This window comes from Luteimonas sp. KH_071, assembly GCF_057838005.1.
Genome location: NZ_CM174458.1, coordinates 1,038,757 through 1,064,934 on the forward strand (window position 1 = coordinate 1,038,757; position 26,178 = coordinate 1,064,934).

At 68.0% G+C, this 26,178-nt stretch carries 22 protein-coding genes and 1 pseudogene; 14 read left to right on the forward strand and 9 right to left on the reverse strand.

All coding sequences use genetic code 11. From position 1 onward, the window contains the following. Positions 1–88: 88 nt before the first annotated feature. Positions 89–919: an inositol monophosphatase family protein gene (locus AC3IRM_RS04795; protein WP_489205107.1), complete on the reverse strand. Its 831-nt coding sequence runs from the start codon at positions 917–919 to the stop codon at positions 89–91. 86 nt (positions 920–1,005) lie between these two features. Between AC3IRM_RS04795 and AC3IRM_RS04800 the strand changes: the two genes are divergently transcribed. The 4 genes from AC3IRM_RS04800 to AC3IRM_RS04815 all read left to right on the forward strand — a co-directional run bounded on the left by AC3IRM_RS04800 (position 1,006) and on the right by AC3IRM_RS04815 (position 5,349). Further along, the gene (locus tag AC3IRM_RS04800; protein WP_489205108.1) at positions 1,006–1,818 is read left to right on the forward strand and encodes an RNA methyltransferase; all 813 of its coding nucleotides are present in this window, start codon (positions 1,006–1,008) and stop codon (positions 1,816–1,818) included. A 125-nt stretch (positions 1,819–1,943) separates the two neighbouring features. Continuing rightward, positions 1,944–2,819, forward strand: a complete 876-nt coding sequence (locus tag AC3IRM_RS04805) for a phosphate/phosphite/phosphonate ABC transporter substrate-binding protein (protein WP_489205839.1) — start codon at positions 1,944–1,946, stop codon at positions 2,817–2,819. After that, on the forward strand, positions 2,816–4,948 hold the full coding sequence (locus AC3IRM_RS04810; protein WP_489205109.1) for a putative bifunctional diguanylate cyclase/phosphodiesterase: 2,133 nt from the start codon (positions 2,816–2,818) through the stop codon (positions 4,946–4,948). Before AC3IRM_RS04805 ends, AC3IRM_RS04810 begins: the two co-directional genes overlap by 4 nt. A 128-nt stretch (positions 4,949–5,076) precedes the next feature. After that, positions 5,077–5,349, forward strand: coding sequence for a hypothetical protein (locus tag AC3IRM_RS04815; RefSeq protein ID WP_489205110.1), 273 nt, complete (start codon positions 5,077–5,079; stop codon positions 5,347–5,349). A gap of 5 nt (positions 5,350–5,354) precedes the next feature. On the opposite strand, the gene AC3IRM_RS04820 is transcribed toward AC3IRM_RS04815, so the two are convergent. After that, positions 5,355–5,984, reverse strand: coding sequence for an exopolysaccharide biosynthesis protein (locus AC3IRM_RS04820; protein ID WP_489205111.1), 630 nt, complete (start codon positions 5,982–5,984; stop codon positions 5,355–5,357). Further along, positions 5,974–7,287 (reverse strand): hemolysin family protein, encoded by a 1,314-nt coding sequence (locus AC3IRM_RS04825; protein ID WP_489205112.1) that lies wholly within the window; start codon positions 7,285–7,287, stop codon positions 5,974–5,976. The genes AC3IRM_RS04820 and AC3IRM_RS04825 overlap by 11 nt, the downstream gene beginning before the upstream one ends. A gap of 267 nt (positions 7,288–7,554) precedes the next feature. Between AC3IRM_RS04825 and AC3IRM_RS04830 the strand changes: the two genes are divergently transcribed. From AC3IRM_RS04830 to AC3IRM_RS04850, 5 genes are all read left to right on the forward strand, one after another. Beyond that, the gene (locus AC3IRM_RS04830; RefSeq protein ID WP_310153682.1) at positions 7,555–8,181 is read left to right on the forward strand and encodes a DUF47 domain-containing protein; all 627 of its coding nucleotides are present in this window, start codon (positions 7,555–7,557) and stop codon (positions 8,179–8,181) included. A 13-nt stretch (positions 8,182–8,194) separates the two neighbouring features. Then, on the forward strand, positions 8,195–9,322 hold the full coding sequence (locus AC3IRM_RS04835; protein WP_489205113.1) for an inorganic phosphate transporter: 1,128 nt from the start codon (positions 8,195–8,197) through the stop codon (positions 9,320–9,322). 81 nt (positions 9,323–9,403) lie between these two features. After that, positions 9,404–9,622 (forward strand): hypothetical protein, encoded by a 219-nt coding sequence (locus tag AC3IRM_RS04840; protein ID WP_489205114.1) that lies wholly within the window; start codon positions 9,404–9,406, stop codon positions 9,620–9,622. After that, positions 9,582–9,992, forward strand: a complete 411-nt coding sequence (locus tag AC3IRM_RS04845; protein ID WP_489205115.1) for an MGMT family protein — start codon at positions 9,582–9,584, stop codon at positions 9,990–9,992. Before AC3IRM_RS04840 ends, AC3IRM_RS04845 begins: the two co-directional genes overlap by 41 nt. A 61-nt stretch (positions 9,993–10,053) precedes the next feature. Beyond that, positions 10,054–10,707 (forward strand): rhomboid family intramembrane serine protease, encoded by a 654-nt coding sequence (locus AC3IRM_RS04850; protein WP_489205116.1) that lies wholly within the window; start codon positions 10,054–10,056, stop codon positions 10,705–10,707. Between the two features lie 168 nt (positions 10,708–10,875). On the opposite strand, the gene AC3IRM_RS04855 is transcribed toward AC3IRM_RS04850, so the two are convergent. The 4 genes from AC3IRM_RS04855 to AC3IRM_RS04870 form a co-directional block, all read right to left on the reverse strand. Beyond that, positions 10,876–12,900 (reverse strand): M13 family metallopeptidase, encoded by a 2,025-nt coding sequence (locus AC3IRM_RS04855; protein ID WP_489205117.1) that lies wholly within the window; start codon positions 12,898–12,900, stop codon positions 10,876–10,878. Between the two features lie 307 nt (positions 12,901–13,207). Further along, positions 13,208–15,295: a M13 family metallopeptidase gene (locus AC3IRM_RS04860; protein ID WP_489205840.1), complete on the reverse strand. Its 2,088-nt coding sequence runs from the start codon at positions 15,293–15,295 to the stop codon at positions 13,208–13,210. A gap of 233 nt (positions 15,296–15,528) precedes the next feature. Further along, complete coding sequence (locus AC3IRM_RS04865) at positions 15,529–17,385, reverse strand: monovalent cation:proton antiporter-2 (CPA2) family protein (RefSeq protein ID WP_489205118.1); 1,857 nt, start codon at positions 17,383–17,385, stop codon at positions 15,529–15,531. A gap of 3 nt (positions 17,386–17,388) precedes the next feature. Beyond that, complete coding sequence (locus AC3IRM_RS04870; RefSeq protein ID WP_489205119.1) at positions 17,389–17,751, reverse strand: hypothetical protein; 363 nt, start codon at positions 17,749–17,751, stop codon at positions 17,389–17,391. Between the two features lie 436 nt (positions 17,752–18,187). On the opposite strand from AC3IRM_RS04870, the pseudogene AC3IRM_RS04875 reads away from it, so the two are divergent. Then, positions 18,188–19,581 (forward strand): annotated as a pseudogene (locus AC3IRM_RS04875) (DEAD/DEAH box helicase); the annotation flags it as partial. Positions 19,582–20,042: 461 nt separating this feature from the next. Here AC3IRM_RS04875 and AC3IRM_RS04880 read toward each other — a convergent pair. Beyond that, complete coding sequence (locus AC3IRM_RS04880) at positions 20,043–20,690, reverse strand: C40 family peptidase (RefSeq protein ID WP_489205841.1); 648 nt, start codon at positions 20,688–20,690, stop codon at positions 20,043–20,045. Positions 20,691–21,075: 385 nt separating this feature from the next. Beyond that, on the reverse strand, positions 21,076–21,645 hold the full coding sequence (locus AC3IRM_RS04885) for a C40 family peptidase (protein ID WP_489205120.1): 570 nt from the start codon (positions 21,643–21,645) through the stop codon (positions 21,076–21,078). Between the two features lie 91 nt (positions 21,646–21,736). On the opposite strand from AC3IRM_RS04885, the gene AC3IRM_RS04890 reads away from it, so the two are divergent. Genes AC3IRM_RS04890 through gorA form a run of 4 tightly spaced genes read left to right on the forward strand, consistent with a single transcriptional unit; the run spans position 21,737 to position 26,154 of the window. Then, on the forward strand, positions 21,737–22,216 hold the full coding sequence (locus AC3IRM_RS04890; RefSeq protein ID WP_489205121.1) for an FKBP-type peptidyl-prolyl cis-trans isomerase: 480 nt from the start codon (positions 21,737–21,739) through the stop codon (positions 22,214–22,216). Positions 22,217–22,275: 59 nt separating this feature from the next. After that, on the forward strand, positions 22,276–23,511 hold the full coding sequence (locus tag AC3IRM_RS04895; RefSeq protein WP_489205122.1) for a DUF418 domain-containing protein: 1,236 nt from the start codon (positions 22,276–22,278) through the stop codon (positions 23,509–23,511). Between the two features lie 10 nt (positions 23,512–23,521). Further along, positions 23,522–24,769 (forward strand): NAD(P)/FAD-dependent oxidoreductase, encoded by a 1,248-nt coding sequence (locus tag AC3IRM_RS04900; RefSeq protein ID WP_489205123.1) that lies wholly within the window; start codon positions 23,522–23,524, stop codon positions 24,767–24,769. Then, a complete protein-coding gene (gene gorA / locus AC3IRM_RS04905) occupies positions 24,766–26,154 on the forward strand; it encodes a glutathione-disulfide reductase (RefSeq protein ID WP_489205124.1) in 1,389 nt (462 codons plus the stop codon). Before AC3IRM_RS04900 ends, gorA begins: the two co-directional genes overlap by 4 nt. Positions 26,155–26,178 lie beyond the last annotated feature (24 nt).

The following is a 26,178-nucleotide window of genomic DNA, read 5'->3' on the forward strand; positions in this document are numbered from 1 at the left end:
CAGTGACCGGGTCCAAACGCAACAGGCCGCGCAATGCGCGGCCTGTTGCGTTTACGAGTGACGCATCACCCGCGAGGAGTGACCGCCCTCAGGCGAATTCTTTCGCGTAACCCGAGTCGACCAGCGTCTTCTGCAGTGGCGCGACGATGTGGACGTTGCCGGCCACGACCTGGCGGCCGCCGGCGAACGCCACGTTCAAGGGGCCGCCCGCGGCGCCCTTGAAGTCGCTGATGCGGCCACCGGCCTCGCGGACCAGCAGCACGCCGGCGGCGATATCCCAGGGGTGCACGCCAGCCTCGAAGTAGCCGTCGGTGCGGGCCGCGGCGACATAAGCCAGATCCAGCGCAGCCGAACCGGTGCGGCGCACGTCCTCGGCCGACTCGAGCAGGGCCTCGACGGCGCGCAGCTGGGCGCCGACGCGCTTGCGCTCGCGCGGCGCGAAACCGGTGCTGAGCATCGCGCCGGTCAGTTCGCGGCGCTCCGACACGCGGATGCGACGCTCGTTGAGCTGTGCGCCGGCGCCGCGCGTGGCGGTGAACAGCTCATTGCGCAGCGGGTCGAAGATCACGCCATGCACCGGCTCGCCGCCTTCGACCAGGGCGATCGACACGCACCAGTGGGGCAGGCCGCGCAGATAGTTGCTGGTGCCGTCGAGCGGATCGATGACCCAGGTGAAGCGGCTTCCGCCGCCGCGACCGGGCTTGGCCCCGCCTTCCTCGCCGAGCACGGCGTACTCGGGATAGGCGCGACGCAGTTCCTTGACGATCGCTTCTTCGGCGAGGCCGTCGACCTCGCTCGCGTAGTCGTGGCGCGCTTTCTCGACGACGTTGAGCGCATCGAGCTTGTGCATGTTGCGCAACAGGACGCCACCGCCGGCGCGCGCCGCCTTGACCATGACATTGACAGCAGGTTGAAGCATCGCGGACGACTCCGGGCGCGGGCAGGATCGAGGGAATAAAGAGCAGTACCGGCGCTGGGCCGGTCGCGCAGTTTACCATTCGCGCCATGCAAGCGCCCCTGAATCCCGAGTCCGACATGGACGCCTCCGCCGCCAACGGCCTCGCCACCCGTATCCGCATCGTGCTCGTCGGCACCCAGCACCCCGGCAACATCGGCTCGTCCGCGCGCGCGATCAAGACGATGGGCCTGCACCGGCTGGTGCTGGTGGCGCCGCAGAAATACCCGCACAACGAGGCCGACATGATGGCCGCCGGCGCCGAGGATGTGCTCAACGCCGCAGTCGAAGTGGCGACGCTGGCCGAAGCCGTCGCCGATTGCCGGCTGGTGCTCGGCTGCACCGCGCGCAGCCGCCGCGTGCAGCTGCGCGAGCTGCGCCCTCGCGACGCCGCCGCGTCCGCGCATGCCGAAGCCGCAGGGGGTGGCGAGGTCGCGCTGGTGTTCGGGCGCGAGCGCACCGGGCTGGAGAACGAGGAACTGCAGCTGTGTCACGCCGCGGTGCATATCCCGGCCAATCCCGATTACAGCTCCTTGAACCTGGCCGCGGCGGTGCAGGTGCTGAGTTACGAAGTGCGGCTCGCGCTGCTGGGCGAGGGCGCCGGCGACGCGGCCGCGACGATCGCGCCGGTCAATCCGGACGCTGTGCCGCACGCCGAGCTGGAGGGCTTCTTCGGCCAGCTCGCAGACACGCTCGAGGACATCGATTTCCACAAGGGGCGCACGCCCGATTCGGCGATGCGCAAGCTGCGGCGACTGTTCGTCCGCACCGGTCTCGACCAGAAGGAGGTGCGGCTGCTGCGCGGCATCCTGGCCGATGCCCAGCGCATGGCGCGGCTGGCCCACGACCGCGACAACGGCTGAGTCGCGACGGCTGTTGCCGGCGAATCGCTTCCGCTAGGCTTGCCGCTTCGCTCCTGCCAATCGGACCCGCCTTGGACCCGCGCCACTTCCTTCGACGGCTTCTGTCGGGTGTGTTGCTGACGGTCATGGCCGCGGCGTTGCCGGTGCAGGCTGCCGAGCCGCGCAACGTCCTGGTGCTGGGGCGCATCAGCGATGACCCCAAAGCGCATTACGAGCAGCTCAAGCCGCTGCTCGATTACGTGGTCGCGCGCATGGGGGACGTCGGCATTACCGAGGGCCGCGTCCTGATGGCCCGTGATGCCCAGCAGATGCAGAGCTACCTGCGCCGTGGACGCGTGGACTGGGTCACGGAGACTGCGGGCGGTGCAACGCTGCTCGAGGCGCGTGCGGGCGCAGTCCCGCTGCTGCTGACCGAGCGCAATGGCGTCAGCCATTACCACACCCTCTATTTCGCCCGGCGCGACAGCGGCATCCAGTCGCTCGACGATCTGCGCGGGCGCAGCATCGTGTTCCAGAACCGGCAGTCGACCAGTGCCTACTTCGTGCCGGCCGCCGAGCTGCTGGCCCGGGGCATGAAGCTCGAGATCCTGTTGTCGCCGCGCGACCAGCCCGAGCCGCGCTCGGTCGGCTACCTGTTCGCGCGTTCCGAGCTCAACATGTCTTCCTGGGTGCACAAGCGACTCGTCGATGCTGGCGCGATGAGCAACCTCGACTGGGACAGTGACCGCCGCGTGCCGCCGTCGTTCAAGCGCGATTTCGTGATCTTCGGTGAGAGCGCACCGTTTCCGCGGGCCATCGAAATGGTGCGCGGTGATATCGACGCCCGCGTGAGCGCGCGGCTGCGCGAGGTGCTGATCGAGGCCAGCGCCGACCCGGCGGCGGTCGACGCGCTGCGCCAGTTTTTCCGCACCACCGCATTCCTTCCGATGGATGCCGCGACGCGTGCCGAGCTCGACATCCTGCGCGCCGGCGCTTCGCGGGTCGTCGCGGAGGTGGAATGAAGCTGGGCACCGGACTGCAGGCCATGTTCCTGGCGCTCGTCGGCGCTGCCGTGCTGGCCGGCCTCGTCGCGGTGGCGCTGGTGCTGCAGCAGCAGAGCCAGGCGCAGAAACAGATCCTGGCGCTGAGCCAGAGCTCGATGCACGCGCTCGCATCGCAGCGGGTGCTGCTGCGTGGCGAAGCGGTCTCGGCGCAGGTCGCCGACGCGCTGGTCAATCCCCTGTACTACTTCGATCTGGAGGCCATCGGCGCTGCGGTCGGGAACGTGCTTCGGCAGCCGGACGTCAGTTACGTGATCGTCTACGACGCAGATGGCAACATCGTGCATGACGGCAGCCGCGACATCGAGCGCTACGGCCAGCGCATGGACGATGCGTTCGCGCTTGAAGTCGTGGCCGCGACCGGCCAGCACATGCAGAGCGACGGGCGCGTCCTCGACGTGTCGATGCCGATCCGGATCGGCGACCAGCGCCTGGGCGGTGTGCGCATCGGGTATTCGCTGGCGGCGGCGAAGCAGGACGAGGACGCGATGGTCGCGACGATGCAGACACGCCTGGACGAGATCGCGCGGCGACATCTGGTCGCAGTGGGCTTGTTGCTGGTCGTGCTGGTGGCGCTGGGCGTACTCGTCGCGGCGATGCTGCAACGCCGGCTGGTGCGTCCCGTGCGCGAGCTCGCCGATGCCGCGCAGCGCATCGAGGCGGGGCATTACGACGTGGTTGTGCCGGTCGACGGGCGGCGTGACGAGATCGGCGATCTGGTGCGCGCCTTCGACCGCATGCGCGACAGCATTGCGCGTCACGACCGCGACATCCGCCGGATGGCCTACACCGATTCGCTGACCGGACTGGCCAATCGCCTGGCGCTGCGCGAAACGCTGGACCAGCGCCTGCTGGAGATGCAGGGCGCCGCCGGGCGGCTCGCGCTGCTGTTCGCCGACGTCGACGATTTCAAGCGCGTCAACGATACGCTCGGCCACGACGCGGGCGATGCGGCGCTGATCCAGTTCACCGCGCGCATCGATGCCGCCGTGCGCGAGTTCGACATTGCCGACGCCCTGCTGGCGCGCTTCGGCGGTGACGAGTTCGTCGTGCTGTTGCAGTTGCCAGAATCGAGCAACGCCGATCTGCGCACCGTCGCCGGACAACTGGCGACCCGGTTGGCCGAAGAGGTCGCGCGCCCGATCGAGATCGAAGGGCGCCGCGTGTTCCTCGGCATCTCGATCGGCATCACCGTATTCCCCGACGACGCCGCCAGCGCGGCAATGCTGCTCAAGAACGGCGACATCGCGATGTACCAGGCCAAGTTGGCCGGAAAGAACTGTCACCGCTTCTACAGCCTGGCGATCGACCAGGCGGTGGAGCGGCGCATGCACATGGAGCACGAGCTGCGTGGTGCATGGGACCGCGGCGAGCTGAGCCTGGCCTACCAGCCGGTGTTCCGGATGGCGGACAAGGCACTCGTCGGCGTGGAGGCGCTGTTGCGCTGGACCCATCCGGAGTTCGGCAATGTCGCGCCGCCGGTGTTCATCGACGTGGCGGAGCAGAGTGGTCTGATCGACGTGATCGGCCCGCAGGTGCTGCACGCGGCGTGCGTCGAGGCGCGCGCCTGGCAGCAGCGGTTCCCCGCGTCGGCCGAGCTGTTCGTCGCGGTCAACGTGTCACCGCGCCAGCTGCGTGGCGCGGCTTTTGCCATCGAGGTCGAAGCGGCGCTGCGCGAGTCGGGCCTGTCGCCGCGTCATCTGCATCTGGAACTGACCGAGACTGCGGTGATCGGTGACGAGGCCCGGATCGGCCAGCTGCTGAGCGCCTTGCGCGCACTCGGCGTCAAGATCTGGCTCGACGACTTCGGCACCGGGTTCTCCGGCCTGACCCATCTGCGCCGCGTGCCGGTCGACGGCGTCAAGATCGATCGCAGTTTCGTCGCCGACGTGCTGCGCGATCCCGATGACCTGGCGCTCACCACTGCGATCATCTCGATGGCGCATTCCATCGGGATCACGGTCGTTGCTGAAGGTGTCGAGAAGGAAGGCCAGTTCGACGTGCTGCGTGAGCGCGGTTGCGATCTGGGGCAGGGGTTCTGGCTCGGGCATCCGCTGCCCGCGCGGGCGTTCGATGCGCTGTTGGAGTGAAGGTGGGTCGCCTGCTCCCACGCGATTGCCGACGCTGAAGCAGACACGAGGCAGAAGGTGTCGGCGCCAGACGCAGCCGATCCCCCGCAGCGGTATGCTCATGCCCCCGAAAGCGCACGGATGTCGCAATGGGTACGTGGTCGCCGCTCGAGATGTTCTGCCTGCTGGCAGGTCTGGTCGTCTGGGCTGTCGCCAGCCTGGTCAGCATGCGCCTGGTGCTGGCGCATCGGCGCGTGTGGCCACCGGAAACCATCGAGCAGGACGCGGCGTTCCCGGAACTGCCGACGCAGGCGCGCCTGGCCGCGCTCGACGCCCTGCTGTCGCACGGAAGGATCGGCGCTGCCGAACACGCGGCGCGGCGCCAGGATCTGATGCTCGAATCGGTCGGCCGGTTCCGCTAGGCCGCTCAGAACAAGCGGGCCAGCCATTCGCTCGCGGCAGTTGCCAGCGTGCCGCTGAGGACGCCGAAGAACCCGATCGCGACCACGCCGCCCGCCCATGCCCAGAGCATCAACGCGCCGTCGCGTTCCAGTAGCGCCAGCGCGTAAGCCAGCAGCAGCAGGCCGAAGACGTAATTGGTGAACGGAATCGGGAGTGCCAGCAGCACGCCCAGCAACACCAGTTGCAGGCCGGTGAACATCGTCGCGGCGCGGTGGTCGAGCACGCCGGGCAGGCGCGGCCGGCTGAAGCGTTCCACGCGCCGCAGCCACGGCTCGACAACGATCTCGAAGCGCTGCACAGCGCTGCGGTGGGGCCCGCGTTCGGCGATGAAACGCGGCAGCCACGGCTTGCGCAGACCCATCAACAGCTGCGCGCCGACCAAGGCGACCAGTGGACCGCCGATCGCGCCGCCGACGCCCGGAATCGGGATGAAGGCGGGCAGGGTCGCGACGAACAGCATCATGCCGAACACACGTTTGCCCAGTCCGGTCAGCAGGTCCGTGAAGCGCAACTGGTCGCCGGGATCGCCCAGCGCCATTGCGGCGAGCAGTTCCCGGGTGCTGGCTTCCTCGCGCGACGGGATCTCAGGCGTCATCGCCGCCCGCGTCCGCGTCCGCGATGCGCTGCAGCAGCAGCTTGTCGACGCGCGGGCCATCCAGATCGACGATTTCGATGCGCCAGCCGTGCCATTCGAAGTACTCCGCGACGTTCGGGATACGGCTGAAGCGCGCGATGGTCATGCCGGCCGCGGTATGGAAAATGTGCTCGTTCTCGCCCGGCAGGGGTCCGCCGCCCAGCAGTTCGCGCAGCGCGCCGGTCGGCAGCGTGCCGTCGACCAGCATCGAGCCGTCCTCGCGCATCACCACCAGCGGCGTCGCATCGAGTCCGCTGCTCTGGGTACGGCCGATCACGGCTTCCATGACGTCGTTAAGCGTGACCATGCCGGCGATGTCGCCGTACTCGTCCACCACCAGCGCCAGCGATTGCTGGTTCTCGCGCAGGATCTCGAGCAGCTTCATCGCGGGCGTCGATTCGGAGACGAACAGCGGCTCGCGCAGGTACTTGAACAGGTCGAACTCGTTCTTCTCGAGCCGGTCGATCAGTGACTTGATCTCGAGCACGCCGACCACGTCCGAATCGTTGCCGCGGAACACCGGATAGCGCGAGTAGGGCGTCTCGCGCATCTCGGCCAGGTTCTCTTCGAATCCGGCGGAGATGTCGAGCCAGGCGATGCGCGTGCGCGGCGTCATCAGGCTCTCGGCGTCGCGATCGCCGAGCGTCAGCACCCGGTTGACCATGTTGCGTTCGTCGGCGTCGATCACGCCCTGCTCGTGACCTTCGCTCACCAGCATGCGGATCTCTTCTTCCGACACCTGCGCCGCTTCGGTCTTGTCCAGACGCAGCAGCTTGAGCATCCCGCGCACACTGGCGCTGAGCAGCCAGACCGCGGGGGTCGCGGCCCGCGACAGCCAGTGCATCGGCAGGGCCACCACCGATGCCAGGCGTTCGGGCGCCAGCAGGGCCAGGCGTTTGGGCAGCAGCTCGCCGAAGACGATGGTCAGGAACGTGATCAGGCTGACGGCGAGCACGGTGCCGACGGTCGAGGCATAGGTGCCCAGGATCGGCAGGCTGGATGCGAGCCAGGTGCCGATCAGCGTGCCCAGGGCATCGCCACCCAGCATGCCGGTCAGCACGCCGATCGTGGTGATGCCGACCTGCACCGTCGACAGGAAGCGCTCGGGATGTTCGGCCAGTTCCAGCGCGGCGCGCGCGCTGCGGTGTTCCGCCGCGAGCTGCTTCAGGCGCGGCTTGCGCGACGTGACCACCGACATTTCCGACAAGGCGAAGAACGCGTTGCAGGCGATCAGGGCCAGGACGATGAGGATCAGTTCGAGCATTGCCGGAGCCTCCTGCCGGAAAACGGGCGATGCGGAGCATCGAAGAAGGCGGTGGCGGTGTGCGTCGCGGGGGGCGGTCTAGAGTCGTCGTCCATGTGAAAGATGAACAGCGCAGGGAGGCGCGGGCCGGACTATAACAGGCTGGGCCGTGACGACCGCCGTACACGCCGGGTCCATCCGGGCTGGCCCGGACTGTCACGAAACCGTCATAATCCGCGCCTTGCGCAGAGCGTCCGGTCCCGGACGCGCGACTCCAAGGCGTCCGGCATGTTCTCCCTGCAAACCATTTTCGGCCAAGGCAACCAGTTCTACACGCTGCTCGAGGAGGCCGCGGTGGCCGCCCACGACAGCACCGTGGCCCTCCACGCGATGCTCAAGGCGGCGGACAGGCAGCCGGCGCTGGACGCGTTCAAGCTGGCGCGCATGCGCGAGCGCGAGGCGTCGGAGAAGATCAGCCAGGCGCTGGTCGACAGCTTCATCACCCCGATCGAGCGCGAAGACATCGAGGCGCTGGGATCTGCGCTGTACAAGATTCCCAAGCAGGTGGAGAAGTTCGCCGACCGCTATTCGCTGGCGACGATGCATCTCGAGCACATCGACTTCGCGCCGCGCGCGGCGATGCTGGAACAGGCGTCCGCGGTCGTGGTGAAGATGGTCAAGACCCTGCGCAGCATGAAGCTCGAGCCGATGAAGGCGCTCAACGACGAGCTGCGCGCGCTGGAGAACGAGGCCGACCGGCTGATGCTCGAGCTCTACCGCGACATCTATTCGGGCAAGCTCGATCCGCTGCAGATGTTCCTGCTCAAGGAGTTCTTCGAGATTCTCGAAAAGGCGATCGACCGCTGCCGTGAGGCCGGCGTGGTCGCCTACGAGATCGTGCTCAAGAACTCCTGACGGGCTGCCTTCCATGCTGACCCTCGTGCTGATCGTGGTCGCGACCGCGCTGGTGTTCGAATACATCAACGGGTTCCACGACACCGCCAACTCGATCGCGACCGTCGTCGCCACCAAAGTGCTCTCGCCGATGCAGGCCGTCGGCCTGGCCGCGTCGATGAACCTGATCGGCGCGCTAATGGGCACCGCGGTCGCGAAGACCATTTCTTCCGGGCTGATCGATGCGGGCGTCGTCGACGTGGGCTCGCAGCTGATCCTGTGCGCGCTGCTGGGTGGCATCGTCTGGAATCTCATCACCTGGTGGTGGGGCCTGCCGTCGTCGTCCTCGCATGCGCTGATCGGCGGTCTGATCGGTGCGGCGCTGGCCGCGGCCTCCAACAACTTCGACGTGGTGATCTGGTCCGAACCCGCGCAGCCGGTCTGGCACAGCGCGGGCGTGCTCTGGAAGGTCATCGTGCCGATGGTCAGTTCGCCGGTGCTGGGCTTCGCCGCGGGCTTTCTGATGATGGGCGTGCTGTTCTTCGCGATCTCGATGATGGCGCGCAGCGGTGGCGTGCTTGCGCGCATCGCGCGGCCGCGCTGGGTCAATGCGTTCTTCGGCAAGAGCCAGATCGTCTCGGCGGCCGGCATGGGCTTCGCCCACGGCATGAACGATGCGCAGAAGACGATGGGCATCGTCGCGCTGACCCTGGTGAGTGCGCAGAGCGTCGGCACGCTCGACAACCTGCCGGCCTGGCTGGCGTTCCTGCATCCATCGGAAGCCGCGCTCGCCGAAGGTGACATCGATCTGTGGATCAAGATCACCTGCGCCGTGGTCATGGCCGCCGGTACCGCCGCGGGCGGCTGGCGCATCATCAAGACGCTGGGCCACAAGCTGGTCAAGCTGCACCCGATCCACGGTTTCGCCGCCGAGACCAGCGCTGCGTCGGTGATTCTTGCCGCCTCGTCGATGGGCATCCCGGTGTCGACCACCCACAACATTTCCGCTGCGATCATGGGCGTGGGCACGGCCAAGCGCCTCAACGCGATCAAGTGGACGGTGGTCAACAAGATGATCTGGGCGTGGATCCTGACGATCCCGATGTCCGGCGGCATCGCCTACGGCCTGTTCCGGATGTTCCACCACTTCGGCTGGGTCTGATGCGCCGCGGCCGGCACGCGTCGGTCGTTTGCTAGAGTCGTTGTTCTCCCGGACGAGGATGTTCCAATGCCGCGACTCGGCTTGACCAATATCTATTTGAAGTGCGGTCTGTTGCTGATCCTCTTCGGCTTGGCCTGCGGCGCGGCGATTTTCATCGCGATGCCACCCGTCGGAGGAGCGACGTCACAGCTGTTGATGTGGGGCGCCTTCGGCGGTTTCATGAGCGGCGTTGTGCTCTACCTGATCGGTCGCATACAACATGCGCTACGCCATTTCGCACGCCAGGAAGGCCAGTCGTAAGCCGATGGCCGCGTCTACGGGCGCATCCGAAGATGGCTACGTCATCGCTCGCCAGCGAATCTTCGAAGCAATCAGAGCGGTGCCGAAAGGCAGCGTCGCCGGCTATGGACACATCGCACGCCGCGCCGGCCTGCCGGGACGCGCGCGACTGGTCGCGCGGGTGCTGCGCGACCATGGCGACCCGGACCTGCCGTGGCACCGCATCGTGCGCAGCGATGGCCGCATCGCCTTTCCGGACGGCTCGCCTGGTTTTCGTGAGCAGGCCCATCGGCTGCGCGCCGAGGGCGTCACGGTGACGCGCGGTCGGGTGCGCATGCCGGCGTCGGACACGCTCGATGCCGCGTTGTGGGGCCCCGACGCACACGCCTGATCCGGCACGATGCTCTACACAATCGCGCCGGTATCATGGCACCCGAAAACGAGGAGTCCGGATGTTCCCGAGGTTGCCGCTGGCCGTCAAAGTGATCCTGGCCATCAATGTCGTCGTGTTCGTGCTGCAGCTGTCGATCGGCAATGCGCTTGCGTATTTCATGCTGTGGCCGCTGGGCGGCGCGGATGCGGGCGGGCTCGGTTTCCAGCCGTGGCAGCTGGTGACCTACGGTTTCATGCACGACCCGCGCAACATCGGGCATCTGGCATTCAACATGCTGGCCCTGGCGATGTTCGGCTCGCAGCTCGAGCACACCTGGGGCACGCGGCGCTTCGTCACCTACTACCTGGTCTGCGTGGTCGGTGCGGGCCTGTGCCAGCTCGGCGTGGTGACCTGGTCGCTGGCGCAGGGTGCGTTCCCGTATCCCACGCTCGGTGCGTCGGGTGGCGTGTTCGGCCTGCTGCTGGCCTACGGGGTGCTGTTCCCCAATCAGCGTCTGGTGCTGCTGTTTCCGCCGATCCCGATGCGTGCCCGCACGCTGGTGATCGTCTATGGCCTGGTCGAACTGGTGCTCGGCATCACCGGCACGCGTTCGGGCGTCGCCCACTTCGCGCATCTGGGCGGCATGCTGTTCGGCTGGCTGCTGCTGCAGCACTGGCGCGGGCGTCCGCCGTTCAACCGCAGCGGCGGCAAGCGGCACGTGCGGCGGGTCTGAGACGCCCGGTTCCGTCGGGTTTCGCTGCGCTCTACCTCCTGAAGCCTCACCACTCGGCGCATGGTCGAGCGTCGGCGAGCCCCAGTACTCGCCTGACGCATCGCAAGACGCCCAAAAAAAATGCGCCGGACAAGCCGGCGCATCTTCGTGTCGCGACGTAGCCCCGGCTCAGCGCCAGATACGCACCTGGTCCTCGGCCTTGCGGGTCATTGCATCGTTGGCGCCGCACTTGAAGGTCTCGGTGTAGACCGGCAGGTTCGCCACCGGGCCATTCGCGCGCCACTGGCCCGGCGCATGCACGCTGGTGGCGGCATTGCGGGTCGCGGTGTCGATCGCCGACTGCTGGCGCCACAGCTGCGCCCAGCCGCGGAAAAACGCTTCCTTGCCCGGCTGCGCGAGCTCGGGATTCGACTGCTGCAGCGCGTCCCAGGCGAGCTCCACGCCGGCGAGATCGGCGGCGTTCTCGTCGCGGGTCAGGGCACCGTTGACCTGCGTGCCGGTCAGGCCCGGGTAGCCGTAGCCGTTGTACTGCGAAACGAGCTTGTCGGTGGCGGTCAGCCAGCCGGCGTCGTCGTCGGTGCTCCACCAGGTGCGCACGGTGCCGGTCGCGTCGACCTGCTTGCCCTTGATGTCGATCGCGCGGCTCAGCTCATGGCCCACCAGCGCGCCGTAGGTGCCGTAGTGCGTGGCGGCCTCGGCTGCGACGTCGAGCACCGGCGCCTGCAGCACCGCGGCGGACACGATCAGGCGGTTCTGCGCGAGGTCGTAGGCCAGCGCCGGCGTCTGCGGCAGCACGTCCCAGCGGCGGCCGGCGTTGGCCTGGCCGATGCGGCGCATTTCCTGGGCGTGGCGCCAAGTGGATGCGATCAGCATGTTGCTGCCGAAGCTGGCGCGGCCCATCGGCTGCACGGTGTAGTCGATGTCCTGCACCGGCGCGCCGATCTCGATCTTCAGCACGGCGAGCTTGGCTTTCGCCTCGGTCTTCGCAGTCGGGGTCATCCAGCTGTTGCGCTCGATGCCGCGGCCGAGCGCGTCACGCACCTGCCCGGCGATGGTCTCGGCGCGCGCGCGGGTGGTCTCGGGCAGATACGCGGCCACGTACTCGCGCGACATCATCGGGCCGGCCGCGCGGTTGATCGCGCCGAGCACGAGCTGCTGACGCGTCGGCTGCGCGCTTTCGCCACGCAGGATGCGGCCGTGGAAATCGAACTCGGCGTCACGGAAACTCTTCGACAGGTAGGGCGCCATCGCATTGCCGATATGGAAGCGCATGTACGCCTTCCACTGTTCGGCCTTGAGCGAGTTGACCAGCGTGTCGAGCTGCGTGAACAGTGCCGGGTTGGCCAGCGAGACCTGCTGGGCCTGCACGCCCTGTGCGGCGAGGAACTCGCCCAGCTGCAGGCGGCGGTACTGCTTGTCGAGACCGGCCGTGTCGACGAGCGCGTACTGCGCACGCGGATCGCGCAGTTCGGCCAGCGGCTTGGACGCGGCCGCGATGCGGCGTTCCAGATCGATCACCAGCGCGGTTTCGGCATCGAGACGATCCTCGGCGGTGCCGGTCAGCGCGAGGATGTTGCGCACGTACTGGGTGTACTGCGCAACGATCTGCTGGGTCTCGGCGTCGCCGCGGCTGTAGTACGCCGGGTCCGGCAGGCCGAGGCCACCCTGGGTGAAGTAGCCGACGTGACGGTTGAGATCGGCAAGGTCCACTTCGGCGCCGAAATCGAACAGCACCGGAATGCCGACCTGGTGCAGCGCCGCAAGTGCGGGCGCGATGTCACGGGTCCGGCGGATGCCGTCGATACGTGCGATCAGCGGTGCGATCGGCTTGGCGCCGTCGGCTTCGACCGCGGCCTCGTCGAGGCCGCTGGCCCAGAAGTCGCCGAGCAGACGCTGCACGTCGTTCTGCGGCGACGTCATCGCGGCATTGAGCAGATCGTGCTGCTGGGTGAGCGCGAGCGCCTGCAGCTCGCCGAGGGCAGAACGCGTGCCCTGGCCGGCGACGACCATGTTCGCGGCCAGCCAGTCCTTGTTGGCGAAGCTGTAGAGATCGGTGCAGGCGGTGACCGGCGGCGGACCCTTGGGCGCGGCGGCGCGGCGACGCTGCGCATCGGCATCGGAACTCAGGCCGACCAGCAGTGCGATCGAGGCGGCGAGCAGGGCGGGGCGGGCGAGCGTGTGCTGGATCGGCATTGCGGAGTCCGTGCGGGCATGAATCGCGCAAGTCTAGCAAGCTGCGCGATGCCGCAACGGTGCGATTGACCGCGTGGGCGATGGCGCGCGATGGCGTCCGCAGCCGGAACGACATCGATCGTTCGGCTCAACCTGTTCAGCTCGATTGGATCTGCTGCTGACGGTAGGAGCGCGCTTGCGCGCGACATGGGTTCACCGTGGAAGCTCCATCGCGCGCAAGCGCGCTCCTACACGGGCGGGGTGGGGGCCAAACAGAAAAAGCCCGGCATCGCTGCCGGGCTTCGTCGTTACCGCGATGCCGCGTGGATCACCAGATCACGACCTGCTGGTCACCGCTGCGCACCATCGGATCGCCGGCTTTGCACTCGAACGCGGCCGCGAACGCGGGCAGGTTCGACGGCGCGCCGATCGCGCGGAAGTTCGCCGGTGCGTGCGAGTCGGTCTTCAGCCGCACGTCGAGTTCCTGCGGGGTGAAGTTGCGACGCCACACCGTGGCCCAGTTGAGGAAGAAGCGCTGGTCGCGGCTCAGACCGTCGGTCATCGGGTCCGGTGTGTCGCCGGCTGCTTTCTTCATCGCGTCATAGGCCGTCGCCAATCCACCCAGGTCGGCGATGTTCTCGCCGAGGGTGAGCTTGCCGTCGACGTATTTGCCCGGCGCGGCCTCGTAGGCGTTGAACTGCGAGGTCAGCAGATCGGTGCGGCCGGTGAAGCCGGCCGAGTCGGCCTGGGTCCACCAGTTCTCGAACTTGCCGGTCGGCCCGAAGCGGCTGCCCTGGTCGTCGTAGCCGTGGGTCATCTCGTGACCGATCACCGCGCCGATGCCGCCGTAGTTCATTTCATCCGATGCGTTGGGATCGAAGAACGGCGGCTGCAGGATCGCGGCCGGGAACACGATCTCGTTCTGCAGCGGGTTGTAGTAGGCGTTGACCGTCTGCGGCGTCATGCCCCACTCGGTCTTGTCGACCGGCTGGCCGATCTTCGACAGCATCCACTTGTAGTTGAACTCGGTCGCGGCGAGCACGTTGCCGATGTAGCTGTCGCGCGAGGTCGACAGGCCGTCCCACGCGCGCCACTTCTCGGGATAGCCGATCTTCGGCGTGAACGAGGCCCACTTCTCCATCGCCTTGGCCTTGGTCTCGTCGCTCATCCAGGCCAGGTTCTCGATACGCACCTTCAGCGATTCGCTCAGGTTCTTGACCAGCGTTTCCATGCGCGCCTTGGACTCGGCCGGGAACGCGACCTGCACATAGAGCTGGCCCAGCGTTTCGCCGGCTTGGCTGTTGAGCGTGTCGAGCACACGCTTCTCGCGCGCTTTCAGTTCCTTCTGGCCGCGCAGCTTGTTGCCGTAGAAGTCGAAGTTCTCCTGCACGAACGCATCGCCCAGGTAGGGCGCGGCGCCGTCGACGAGGTGGTAGCGCAGATAGCTCTGCCAGTCGGCGACCGGCGTGTCGCCGAGCATCGCGCTGACTTCCTTGTGGAAGTCCGGGATCGCCAGCGAGAACTTTTCCGGCACCGCGACGCCCTGCGATTCGAAGAATGCCGTCCACGGGAAGTTCGGGGTCAGCGCATCGGCTTCGGCCGGCGTGACCGGGTTGTAGAACAGCTTCACGTCACGCGACATCTCGACGCTGGACTTGGACTTCGACGCCAGACGCGTCTCGAACGCCAGCACCGACTTGGCCTGCGTCGCCGCATCGGCCGCCGGCACGCCTGAGAGCTCGAGCATCTTCGCCACGTGGGCGACGTACTGCTCGCGCACCGGCGCCTTGTCGGCATCGGTGTAGTAGCTGGTGTCGGGCAGGCCCAGGCCGCCCTGCATCGCATAGGCGATGTTCATCGTCGGTACGTCGAAATCGGCCTCGGGGCCGAAGCCGAACAGACCGCCTTCGCCGCGCGCGTAGGTCTGGCGCAGGTACTCGGCGACCGCCGGGCCGTCGGCCAGTGCTTCGATCGCGGCCAGGCGGTCCTTCAGCGGCTCGACGCCCTGGGCGTTGATCTTGGCTGCGTCCATGCCGGTGGCCCAGAAGTCACCGACGATCTTCTCGACGCCGGTCGCGGCGGTGTCGGCCGCGGACTGCTCGGCGAGCTGGCGCTGGATTGCGGTCGAACGCTCGTCGAGCATCTCGAACGCGCCCCACGAGGTGCGGTCACCGGGAATGGCGTTGGCGGCGAGCCACTTGCCGTTCGCGTAGGCGTCGAAATCGGTACAGGCGTTCTTGCTGGTGTCGAGATCGCCGATCTCGAAACGGTTCACGCCGGGCAGCGCGCTCTCGTCGAGCGTCAGTTTCTTTGGCGCGGCGGCATCCGTTGCCGGCGCAGCGGCCGTGGCCGGCGGGGTGTCCTGGCCGCCCGAACAGGCGGACAGCGCCAGCACGACCGAACAGGTCAGCAACAGGCGCTTGGGTGCGAAGGCAATCACGTGGAATCTCCGTAGAGGAAGGGCCGCCGGGCGGCGCCCGGTGTGGCCGCACTCTACGCCTGCCCCGGCAGCGTCGGGGGTGTCGAAGGTCATGCGTGTGTGGGTCGCCCAGTCGTGCGTACACCCCCGTGGACGCTGGCTGTGCGCTTCGTGGCGCCCGGCCTGTCAGGCGCTGGCGATGTCCGGTCCGCACACGCCTGCAGTTGCGGTCAGGGCGTCGTCGATTCGGCGCCGGGCGTCCCGGCCGCCGGATCGTTGAGCCGCTTGCTCTCGCGGCGCGGGCGCGTCAGCGGGGTCGGCTTCGGGCCCGGTGCATTCGTATTCTTGATGATCAGCGGGATGCCGGCGCGGGTGTCGTTGCTGGCCGTTTCCAGCTCGAACCGTTCCCCGTCGAGGCGACGCACCTGGGCCGCGATCGCGGCCGCGTCGTCCTCGGACACATCGAGCTCGCGCAACACCGCAGCGCCGAACTGCACCGCGGACTCGAAGGTCTCGCGGATCTGGAAATCCACGCCGGCGTTGACCAGTCTCAGCGAATGCTCGCGATCGAACGAGCGGACCAGCAGCTTGGCCTGCGCGAACTCGTGATGGGCGAGTTCCACAATGCGGTCGGCAGCCGCGTGGTCGTCGATGCAGATCGCGATCGCACGCGCGGTGCGGGCGCCGGACGCATGCAGCACGTCGAGGCGGGTGCCATCGCCGTAGTAGACCTTGAAGCCGAACTCGGCCGCGCTCTGGATCATCTCGATGTCGGTGTCGATGATCGTGACGTCGATATCGCGCGCCAGCAGCGACTGGCTCATGACCTGTCCGAAGCGGCCGAAGCCGATGATCAGCACGCTGCCGCTCTGGCCCGCGACGTCTTCCACGTCGTCCGGCCGCGCAGCCTTGGCCTTGACGATGAAACGCTGGGTCATCAGCACGACCAGCGGCGTCAGCGCCATCGACAGCACGACGATCGCAGTCAGGTTCGCATTGACCTCGGCATCGATCAGGCCGGTCGCCGCGGCGGTGGAAAACAGCACGAACGCGAACTCGCCGCCCTGCGCCATCAGCACCGCGCGCTCCAGCGCTTCGGGATGCGAACTGCGGGTCACCCGCGCGACGAGGTAGATGCACAGCGCCTTGGTCGCCATCGCCGCGAGCACGCCGCCGACGATCAGCGGCCAGTTCGCCGCGACCACCGTCAGGTTCAGCGCCATGCCGACGCCGAGGAAGAACAGACCCAGCAGGATGCCGCGGAAGGGTTCGATGTCGGCTTCGATCTGGTGCCGGAACGAGGATTCCGACAGCAGCACGCCGGCCAGGAACGCGCCCATCGCCATCGACAGGCCGCCGAGCTGCATCAGCAGCGCCGCGCCCAGCACCACCAGCAGCGCGGCCGCGGTCATGACCTCGCGCGCCTTGGCCGCGGCCAGTACGCGGAACATCGGATTGAGCAGATAGATGCCGGCGACGATCAATGCGGCCAGCGAGCCGATGCCGATGGCGATCGACGTCCAGCGCGAGGGCGCGTCGGCCGCGGCCTCCGGCGTGGGCGCGAGGAATGCGAGCAGCGCCAGCAGCGGCACGATCAGCAGATCCTCGAACAGCAGCACCGAGACGATTTTCTGGCCGTGGGGCAGGGCGGTCTCGCCACGCTCCGACAGCAGTTGCATCACGACCGCGGTCGAGGTCATCACGAAGCCGGCGGCGCCGACGAACGCGATCGGCCACGGAAAACCGAATGCTTTGCCGAGCAGGGTGAGCGCGGTGATGCTCAAGATGATCTGCAGCGCGCCGAGGCCGAAGATCTGCCGGCGCAGGCTCCACAGGTGCGAAGGCCGCATTTCCAGGCCGATCACGAAGAGGAACATCACCACGCCGAGTTCGGCGACGTGGAGGATGGATTGTGGATCGGAGAACCAGCCGAAGCCGAACGGCCCGATCGCCAGGCCCGCGGCCAGGTACCCGAGCACCGAACCGAGCCGGAGCTTGCGGAACAGCGGCACCGCGACGACTGCGGCCCCGAGCAGGGCAACGACCTGGATCAGCTGGCTGGTGGTTTCGTGGGCCTCGGTGGCCATGGCCTATTTCCTGGGTGACGTCGTCGCCAGCAGCAGGAAGCCGCCGGCGAGTGCGATGTTCTTCATGAAGTGGAGCAGCTCGCCATCGTGGGCGGACGCGCGTGCCGCCCAGAACGGGTGCGACAGCGCGGCGTCCGACACCAGCAGCGCTGCGGCCAACAGCGCGATCCAGCGCACCCGCCAGCCACCGAGCAACAGCAGGCCCAACAGCAGTTCACCGACGCTGAGTACCAGCGCGGCATTCGACAGCGCCATACCGTTGAGCGCGCCCCAGACCCGCCAGCCGCCCAGCACCACGAACAGGCTGGCCATCAGAACGCGTGCGAGCAGTATCGGCGTCGATGGCGCACTGGAGCGGACGGCCATGGGGAGCTCCTGTCGAGGAAGCGTGAAGGGTGGCACAGTGCGGGACGGGCGCCCAGCGGCGGCATTGCACGCGTCGTCTGCGGCACCTGACCGCCGGCTGTCGCGACCCGTCGCCGACCGCTGGAGCTGCAGGCTGAATTGGCGTAGACTCGGCCCCGTTCTGCAACACGGCTGCCCCTGTCCGACGCGATCCGCGCCGGCAGATACGATCCTGGTACGCCTTCCGCATTGATCGATTCCTGATCCGCGCGGACTTATTCCGCACGTCTTTCGTCGCGCAGACCACGGCCCGGAGCATCCGGCAGCCGTTTCATCATTGCTCGCAGCGCGGTTCTGGATAGCTCCGAGCAAGACTTCCCAGCGTTTCCGTTCCGGTGTCGTGCGTCCGCACGATTCGCAGACGGTGGCGTGCGGAATCGCAAGGAGTTCCATTGCAATGACGTTTGAAGACCTCGGGCTGTCGCCCGCGCTGCTGCGCGCGCTCGCCGAAAACGACTACAACACGCCCACGCCGATCCAGGCCCAGGCCATTCCGCTGATCCTCGGCGGCAACGACGTGCTGGGCGGCGCCCAGACCGGTACCGGCAAGACCGCCGCGTTCGGTCTGCCGCTGCTGCAGCGTCTCGCCAAGGAAACGCCGCCCAAGGGCCCGCGCAAGCCGCGCGCGCTGATCCTGGTGCCGACCCGCGAGCTCGCGGTGCAGGTCGCCGAGAACCTCAAGACCTACGGTCGCCACCTGCGCCTGAACGTCACGACGATCTTCGGCGGCGCCGGCATGCAGCCGCAGATCGACAACCTGCGTCGCGGCGTGGACGTGCTGATCGCCTGCCCGGGTCGTCTGCTCGACCATATGGAAAGCGGTCACGCCAAGCTCGACGCCATCGAAGTGCTGGTGCTGGACGAGGCCGACCGCATGCTCGACATGGGCTTCCTGCCGCAGATGAAGCGCATCATGAACCGCGTGCCGAAGCAGCGTCAGACGCTGTTGTTCTCGGCCACGTTCGAGCCGCGCATCAAGGCGATGGCGCTGGAGTTCATGCGTGATCCGCAGCAGGTGCAGGTGGCGCAGAACAGCACGATCGCCGACACCATCGCGCACCGCGCGCATCCGGTGGACAACAGCCGCAAGCGCGACCTGCTGGTCGAATTGCTGTCCAAGCGCCACACCGACCAGGTGCTGGTGTTCGGCAAGACCAAGCACGGCTGCAACCGTCTGGCCGAGCAGCTGGCCGAGTCGGGTCTGCCGGCGGTCGCGATCCACGGCAACAAGAGCCAGGCGCAGCGCCAGAAGGCACTGGACATGTTCAAGTCCGGTCGTGCCCGCATCCTCGTCGCCACCGACGTGGCCGCGCGCGGTCTCGACATCCCGAACCTGCCGCTGGTGATCAACCACGATCTGCCGATGGTCGCCGAGGACTACGTGCACCGCATCGGCCGCACCGGTCGCAACGGTTCGACGGGCGAAGCGCTGTCGCTGGTTTCGCCGGAAGAGGGCGGTCTGCTGCGCCAGATCCAGCGCATGCTCAAGGCCGAGATCGACCTGACCGCGGTGCCCGGCTTCGAGCCGAGCCAGCCGGTGCGGCTCGATACACCCATCCCGAAGAACGGTGGCGGTCAGCGTCGTCAGCCGTCTGCCGGCCGCCCGGGTGCACGCATGGGCGAGCAGAAGCCCGGTGGCGAGCGCGCACCGCGCAAGCCGGGCAACCGGGGTCACGGCAAGCCGATGGACCGCAGCGTGCACGCGCACGCGGGCCCGAAGCAGCACCGTCCGGGCGCCGGCCGTCCGCAGGAGCGCCGCGACAGCCGCGCGTGACGCAGGGTGCGGCGCGGGCTCAGCTGCCCGGGGCGTACTCGATCCGCGTTGACGAAAAGGCCGCCCTCGGGCGGCCTTTTTCTGTTTCGGCGCGGGCGCAACGCGGATGTCAGGTTGCATCGCCACTCACTCTCTCAGGTGCTGGGCGTATCAGGTGCTGCAGGACCAAAGCCCTTCCCTCCGCATGCGGGAGAGGGATGGGTGGGGGCAAGCCCTCGCGGTGGCGTCCGCTGATGCGGGCGCGCTGCAGGTGTCCGGGCATCCGCTTTGAACGCCCGGGTTCTGGCGCCCAGCGGAACCGGCAGGCGCGACGCCCGCGGGTGCACATCGTTTGATCGATGTCTCCACGGCTCGCCCCCACCCAAGCCGCCCCCGCATGCGGGAGCGGGCGTCCAGACCCTCTGCCCGCCACCAGACGCTGTTCCCACAATGCAAAAGGCCGCCATTCGGCGGCCTTTTGGTGTCCGGGTGTCAGCCCTCAGACGCCGGCGACGCGGCGTGCGGACTGGAAGCGGGTGGCCCAGTAGCCCGAGTTGAGTTCGGAAACCATCACGTCCTTGCCGGTTCGCGGCGCGTGCACGAAGCGGCCGTCGCCCAAGTAGATGCCGACGTGATCGATCCGGTTGCCGCGGCGGCCGAAGAACACCAGGTCGCCGGCGGTCAGGGCGGTGCGCTCGACGCGCTCGCCGTTCTGCGCCATGTCGCGGGAGACGCGCGGCAGGTCGATGCCCAGCGCGGTCCGGAACACGTAGCCCACCAGCCCGCTGCAGTCGAAGCCGCTGTCGGGGCTGGAACCGCCCCAGCGGTACGGGGTGCCGATGAAGCTCAGGGCGCGCTTGAGCAGGCCCTCGACGCGACCGTCGGCCTGGACCGGCTTGTCGACGTCCATCGCAATCAACTGGTTGATGTCGCTGGCCAGCAGCATCTCGGGCTGGGCGAGCTGAGCGGTCGGCGCGGTGAGCGCGCGGGCGACCGAAGTGGTCGCTTCGATCTGGTCGGCGGAGTCGCCAGCGAGGCCTGGGCCTGCGAAAACGGGTGCTGCGGAGAGTGCGAGAACACTTGCGACAAGGGCGGTGCGAAGGCGGCTGTGGCGTTTGGCGCGGGCGCCTGGCGTTACGTCTGTCATCGTCACGTGGGTTTCACATTGTCGCGGACCAGCGGGGGAAGCTACCGGACGAAGATGTGAAAGTTGTTAAACAAAAATTAATGAATGCGTACAAGTCCTCGTTTTTGAACAGAAATCGGTGAAGACCATGTGGAGAAAGCGGCGCGGTCTTCAGGTCCGACGGGTGAAATTTGGCGCTGCGATCACGATGTGAAATTGTGAATGCGCGCGCATCTGAATACCGCGCGGAAGATTGGCGGACCGGCGTGATCGCCGTCGGAAGTGGTGCGTCGATCCGCAGCAGGACACCACAGCCCGCTGCGCATGGACCCGCCATACATCGAATCGATAAGTACCGCACGCAGCGGACCACACCGCGCGGGTTGTCGGGGCGCCGGACGGCGTGCTACTGGAGGACGCGCTTGGACCCGGAGTAGTTCCGCACCCAGTAGCTGCCGTCCAGGTGGTCCAGCCGCACGGTGCCGCCGGTACTCGGGGCATGCACGAAGCGGCCCTCGCCGACATAGATGCCGACGTGGGTCACGCTGCCACCGCTGCCGAAGAACACCAGGTCACCGGTGGCCAGGCGGGCGGGCTCGATCTTCGGGCCCTGGTAGGCGAACAGCTCGCGGGAGGTGCGCGGCAGCCGCAGGTCGAGCATGTCGCGGAACACGTAGTTCACCAGCCCGCTGCAGTCGAAGCCGCCCTCGGGTGTGTTGCCGCCATAGCGATAGGGCGTGCCGACGAGGCTGATCGCCCGCATCAGCACCGCATTTGCAGCCGCCGGGTCGGCCGGGGCCACCGGCGTCCAGGCGCGGGTGGCGGCCTGCGGCTTCGCCGCGGGCGGGGTGGGGCGCACGTCGCCGCGTCCGCAGGCGGCCAGTGCGAGCGTCCCGAGGAGTAGCGGAACCAGCCATCGACGCGCAGCGGTTGGCGCCGGCGTGCCGGAGTCCGGATAATGTGGGGTTGCTTGCATGGGGCGCCTGGTGGATTGCATCGCAGGCATCCTGCCCCAGCCACACATCACTCCTCAAGCGGCGCTGCCGCGCTATCCGGATATTCCAGCAATGAAGATCGAGAAAGACCGCGTCGTCCGTTTCCACTACAGCGTCGCGGAGGCCGGCGGCGAGCCGGTGGAGACGTCGCGCGAGCGCGAGCCGCTGGCGATCCTGTTCGGCCACGGCAACATCATTCCGGGTCTGGAAAAGGCGATGGACGGCCACGAAGCCGGCGACACCTTCAAGGCCGACGTGACCGCAGCCGATGCCTACGGCGAGCGCCGCGACGGCATGAGCCAGCGCGTGCCCAAGAAGCACTTCGGCGACCAGAAGCTCGCGCCGGGCATGCAGGTCGTGCTCAACACCAGTTTCGGCCCGCGCGCGGTGACGATCGAGAAGGTCGGCATGAGCGTCGTCGACGTGGACCTCAACCATCCGATGGCCGGCAAGGATCTGCAGTTCGACATCGAGATCGTCGAAGTGCGCGAAGCCTCGACCGAGGAAGTCGAGCACGGCCACGTGCACGGTGACGGCGGTCACCAGCACTGAGTCAGGACCGCGCCGCCGGCATTGACGCCGGCGGCGTTCCACATCGCGAGGACCGCAGGATGCAGACCCAGGCCGCGCTCGGACCGGTACCCACCAGTCAGCGTCTCGACGTGATGGACGTGCTGCGCGGCGTCGCGCTGCTCGGCGTGTTCGCGATGAACATCGAATGGTTCAACCGCCCGATGCAGCAGATGGGCTCGGGCATTCCGGCCGATGCGACCGGGCTCGACCATGCGGTCGCGTGGGTGGTGCACGTGTTCGTGGCCGGCAAGTTCTGGACGATGTTCTCGCTGCTGTTCGGCATGGGTTTCGTGCTGATGAGCGGCCGGATCGCCGCCGCCGGGCTGTCGGTCGAACGCGTCTATCTGCGCCGGATGGCGGCGCTGCTGCTGTTCGGTGTGCTGCACATCGTGCTGCTGTGGCCGGGCGACATCCTGCATACCTATGCGATCACCGGCGCCATCCTGATGGCGATGCGCACGATGGCGCCCAGGTGGCAACTGCTGACCGGGCTGCTGCTGTACGCCGGCATCGCGGCGCTGTACCTGCTGTTTGCCGCGGTCATGTTCGTCCTGCCCGAGAGTGCGCTGGCCGAGATGTCCGCGCCGATGGCGGCCAGCGCCGAACGTGCGGCGCTGGTGTACCCGGACGGCGGCTTCGGTGCGGTGCTCGTGCAGCGCGTCAGCGACTACGCGCAGATCGGCCTGATGGGCCAGACGATGATGGTGCCGATGGTGCTGGGCGTGTTTCTGGTCGGCAGCTGGCTGATGTCCGGCGGCTGGCTGCAGGCGCCGGCCTCGCATCGACGTTTCTGGTGGCGCCTGCTGGCGATCACCCTGCCGGTGGGTCTGCTGTTCACCGCGCTCGCGGTCACCGTGGGCACCACCTTCACGCTGGGCGCGATGGATCCGCGCGGTGTGCTGGCGCAGGGCCTGATGCTGTGTGGCGCGCTGCCGATGTCGCTGGCCTACGTCGCGCTGATCGTGCTCGCCTGGACCCGTGTCGCAGGCGCGCGCGTGCTCGGCGTATTTGCCCCGGCGGGCCGCATGGCGCTGACGCATTACCTCGGTCAGTCGTTGATCTGCTCGCTGCTGTTCTACGGCTACGGCGCCGGCCTGTTCGGCGAACCGGGCCGCGCGGCGCAGACCGGCATCGTGCTCGGCGTTTTCGCGCTGCAGGTCGGGATCAGCCATGCGTGGCTGTCGCATCACCGCTATGGACCGATGGAATGGACCTGGCGCTGGCTGACCTACGGACGTCGTCCGGGTTGGCGGCGCATTCCCGCCCTGCCGTGAGGGCGCACGCGTGAGCACGCGGGATGATGTGCTGATCGTCGGCGGCGGCGTCATCGGCCTCGCCAGCGGCATTGCGCTGCTGCAGGCCGGCCGCGGCGTGCGCGTGCTCGAGGCCGGCACCGCGGGCTGCGGCAGTTCGCACGGCAACTGCGGCACGATCACGCCGAGTCACGCTGCACCGCTGGCTGCGCCCGGCACCGTGGCCAGAGCGCTGCGCTGGATGCTGATGCCCGACGCGCCGTTCCGGGTGAGCCCGCGGTTCGACCCGGCGCTGTGGCGCTGGATGATCGGCTTCGCACGCCACTGCAACCGGCCCGACTGGCTCGCCGCGATGCGCGCGCGCTCGACGATTCTCGAAGCCTCGCGCGCGGCGTTTCCGGAATGGCTCGAGACGCTGGGCATCGACTGCGAATTCGAGGCCTCCGGCGTCGATTACATCTACCGCAACCGCGCCGATTTCGATGCGTTCGAGGACGAAGCCACGCAACTGCGCGCGCTGGGTGTCGCGGTCGAGCGCATCGACGGCGCCGACTATCTGCGTCAGGAGCCCGCCCTGCGCGAGGGCGTGGTCGGCGCGGTCCGCTTTCCCGGCGATGCGCGTCTGCGTCCGGATCGCTACGTCGCAGGCCTGGCACGCGCGTTCCGCGCGCTGGGCGGCGAACTGGTCGAGCACTGCGAGGTGCGTTCGATCGAAGAGACCGGCGACGGCGTGCGCGTGGACACCAGCCTGGGCGTGTTGACCGGGCGCGATCTGCTGCTCGCGACCGGCGCCTGGTCACCGCTGCTCGCGAAGTCGCTGCGGCTGCGCGTCCCGGTGCAACCGGGCAAGGGCTATTCGATCACCTATTCGCGTCCGTCGATCGTGCCGCGCACGCCGATGGTGCTGCACGAACGCAGCGTCTGCGTGACGGTCTGGGACAGCGGCTTCCGGCTCGGCAGCACGATGGAATTCTCCGGCTACGACCGTTCGCTCAACCGCGTGCGTCTCGATGCGCTGGAGCGCGCGGCGCGCGAATACCTGCATGAACCGGTCGGTCCGGTGCGCGAGGAAGAGTGGTACGGCTGGCGCCCGGTCAGCGTCGACGACGTGCCGATTCTCGGCCTCGCACCCGGCCATCGTCACCTCTGGCTCGCGACCGGGCATGGCATGCTCGGCGTCAGCATGAGCGTGGCAACCGGACACCTGATGAGCGATCTGATCTGCGGCCACGCGCCGCGCTTCGACCCTGCCCCCTACGCGCCGGCGCGGTTCGCATGAGCGCTGTGCAACACGACGATGCCGCGTTGCTGCACTTCGACCTCATCGTCATCGGTGGCGGCTCTGGCGGCCTCGCCGCCGCGTTCCGCGCGGCCGAACACGGCCAGCGCGTCGCGGTGCTCGAGCCGCAGCCGCTCGGCGGCACCTGCGTCAACGTCGGCTGCGTGCCGAAGAAGGCCATGTGGCTCGCGGCCGATCTGGGGCAGCGCATCCGGCAGGCTGCGCAACTCGGGTTCGACCTGCCGGTGGATGGTCGCGTCGGATTCGACTGGCCGAAGTTCATCACTGATCGCCAGCGTTACATCCACGGCATCCACGAGAGCTACCGCAAGCGGCTCGACCGCGACGGCATTCTGGTCCTGCCATCGCGCGGACGGCTCGCTGGGCGCGACCGCGTCGAATGTGAGGACGGCACCTGTCTGGCTGCGCCACATATCGTGCTGGCGGCCGGTTCGCATCCACAGCGCCCTGATATTCCCGGCGCCGAACTGGGCGCGATTTCCGATGACTTCTTCCGCTGGTGCGGGGCGCCGCCGCACGTGGCGATCATCGGGGGCGGCTATATCGCCATCGAGCTTGCAGGCGTGCTGCAGGCACTGGGCAGCCAGGTCGATGTCTTCGTGCGCGAACAGCGCCTGCTGCGCCAGGCCGATGCCGAACTCGTCACGCAGCTGCAGGAGAACTATTGCCAGCAGGGCATCGATCTGGTGTTCGGCTACGGGCTCAAGGCCCTGCATCGCGATGCGGACGGTCTGCGCCTCGAAGCCGAAGACGGGACGTCGCGCGGTGGTTACGACGAGGTGCTGTTCGCGACCGGTCGTCGTCCCAACACGGCTGATCTCGGACTCGACACCGTCGGCATCACGCCGGACGCCGCCGGCAACATCCCGGTGGACGCGTGGCAGGCCACGCCTGCGCCTGGCGTGTACGCGGTCGGCGACATCTGCGGCTGCGGACCGACGCTGACCCCGGTCGCGATCGCGGCGGCGCGTCGTCTGTGCGATCGCCTGTTCGGCGGCAAGCCGGACGCGAAGCTCGATACCGGCAATGTGCCGTCGGTGGTGTTCTCGCATCCGCCGATGGCCATGGTCGGCCTGACCGAGGTGCAGGCGCGCGAGACCCATGGCGAGGACGTGCACGTGTATCGCAGCAATTTCCGCCCGATGCGCGAGGCGCTGGCCGAATCGAGCCAGCGCAGCCTGTTCAAGCTGATCTGCGTTGGCGACGAGCGCCGCGTGGTCGGCATCCATCTGCTCGGCGATGCGGCCGACGAGATCCTGCAGGGCTTCGCGGTCGCGCTGAAGATGGGCGCAACCCTCGACGATCTGCACGACACGATCGCGATCCACCCCACCAGCGCCGAGGAAGTGGTGCTGATGCGCTGAGCGCCCGCGGCGCGGACCCCGGGT

Coding starts and splice junctions, on each gene's coding strand:
- AC3IRM_RS04800 (WP_489205108.1), top strand. CDS start 1,006: ATGCAAGCGCCCCTGAATCCCGAGTCCGACATGGACGCCTCCGCCGCC.
- AC3IRM_RS04895 (WP_489205122.1), top strand. CDS start 22,276: ATGCAGACCCAGGCCGCGCTCGGACCGGTACCCACCAGTCAGCGTCTC.
- AC3IRM_RS04865 (WP_489205118.1), bottom strand. CDS start 17,385: ATGGCCACCGAGGCCCACGAAACCACCAGCCAGCTGATCCAGGTCGTT.
- AC3IRM_RS04890 (WP_489205121.1), top strand. CDS start 21,737: ATGAAGATCGAGAAAGACCGCGTCGTCCGTTTCCACTACAGCGTCGCG.
- AC3IRM_RS04835 (WP_489205113.1), top strand. CDS start 8,195: ATGCTGACCCTCGTGCTGATCGTGGTCGCGACCGCGCTGGTGTTCGAA.
- AC3IRM_RS04880 (WP_489205841.1), bottom strand. CDS start 20,690: ATGACAGACGTAACGCCAGGCGCCCGCGCCAAACGCCACAGCCGCCTT.
- AC3IRM_RS04845 (WP_489205115.1), top strand. CDS start 9,582: ATGCGCTACGCCATTTCGCACGCCAGGAAGGCCAGTCGTAAGCCGATG.
- AC3IRM_RS04815 (WP_489205110.1), top strand. CDS start 5,077: ATGGGTACGTGGTCGCCGCTCGAGATGTTCTGCCTGCTGGCAGGTCTG.
- AC3IRM_RS04855 (WP_489205117.1), bottom strand. CDS start 12,900: ATGCCGATCCAGCACACGCTCGCCCGCCCCGCCCTGCTCGCCGCCTCG.
- AC3IRM_RS04810 (WP_489205109.1), top strand. CDS start 2,816: ATGAAGCTGGGCACCGGACTGCAGGCCATGTTCCTGGCGCTCGTCGGC.
- AC3IRM_RS04830 (WP_310153682.1), top strand. CDS start 7,555: ATGTTCTCCCTGCAAACCATTTTCGGCCAAGGCAACCAGTTCTACACG.
- AC3IRM_RS04820 (WP_489205111.1), bottom strand. CDS start 5,984: ATGACGCCTGAGATCCCGTCGCGCGAGGAAGCCAGCACCCGGGAACTG.
- AC3IRM_RS04870 (WP_489205119.1), bottom strand. CDS start 17,751: ATGGCCGTCCGCTCCAGTGCGCCATCGACGCCGATACTGCTCGCACGC.
- AC3IRM_RS04885 (WP_489205120.1), bottom strand. CDS start 21,645: ATGCAAGCAACCCCACATTATCCGGACTCCGGCACGCCGGCGCCAACC.
- gorA (WP_489205124.1), top strand. CDS start 24,766: ATGAGCGCTGTGCAACACGACGATGCCGCGTTGCTGCACTTCGACCTC.
- AC3IRM_RS04805 (WP_489205839.1), top strand. CDS start 1,944: ATGGCCGCGGCGTTGCCGGTGCAGGCTGCCGAGCCGCGCAACGTCCTG.
- AC3IRM_RS04795 (WP_489205107.1), bottom strand. CDS start 919: ATGCTTCAACCTGCTGTCAATGTCATGGTCAAGGCGGCGCGCGCCGGC.
- AC3IRM_RS04825 (WP_489205112.1), bottom strand. CDS start 7,287: ATGCTCGAACTGATCCTCATCGTCCTGGCCCTGATCGCCTGCAACGCG.
- AC3IRM_RS04850 (WP_489205116.1), top strand. CDS start 10,054: ATGTTCCCGAGGTTGCCGCTGGCCGTCAAAGTGATCCTGGCCATCAAT.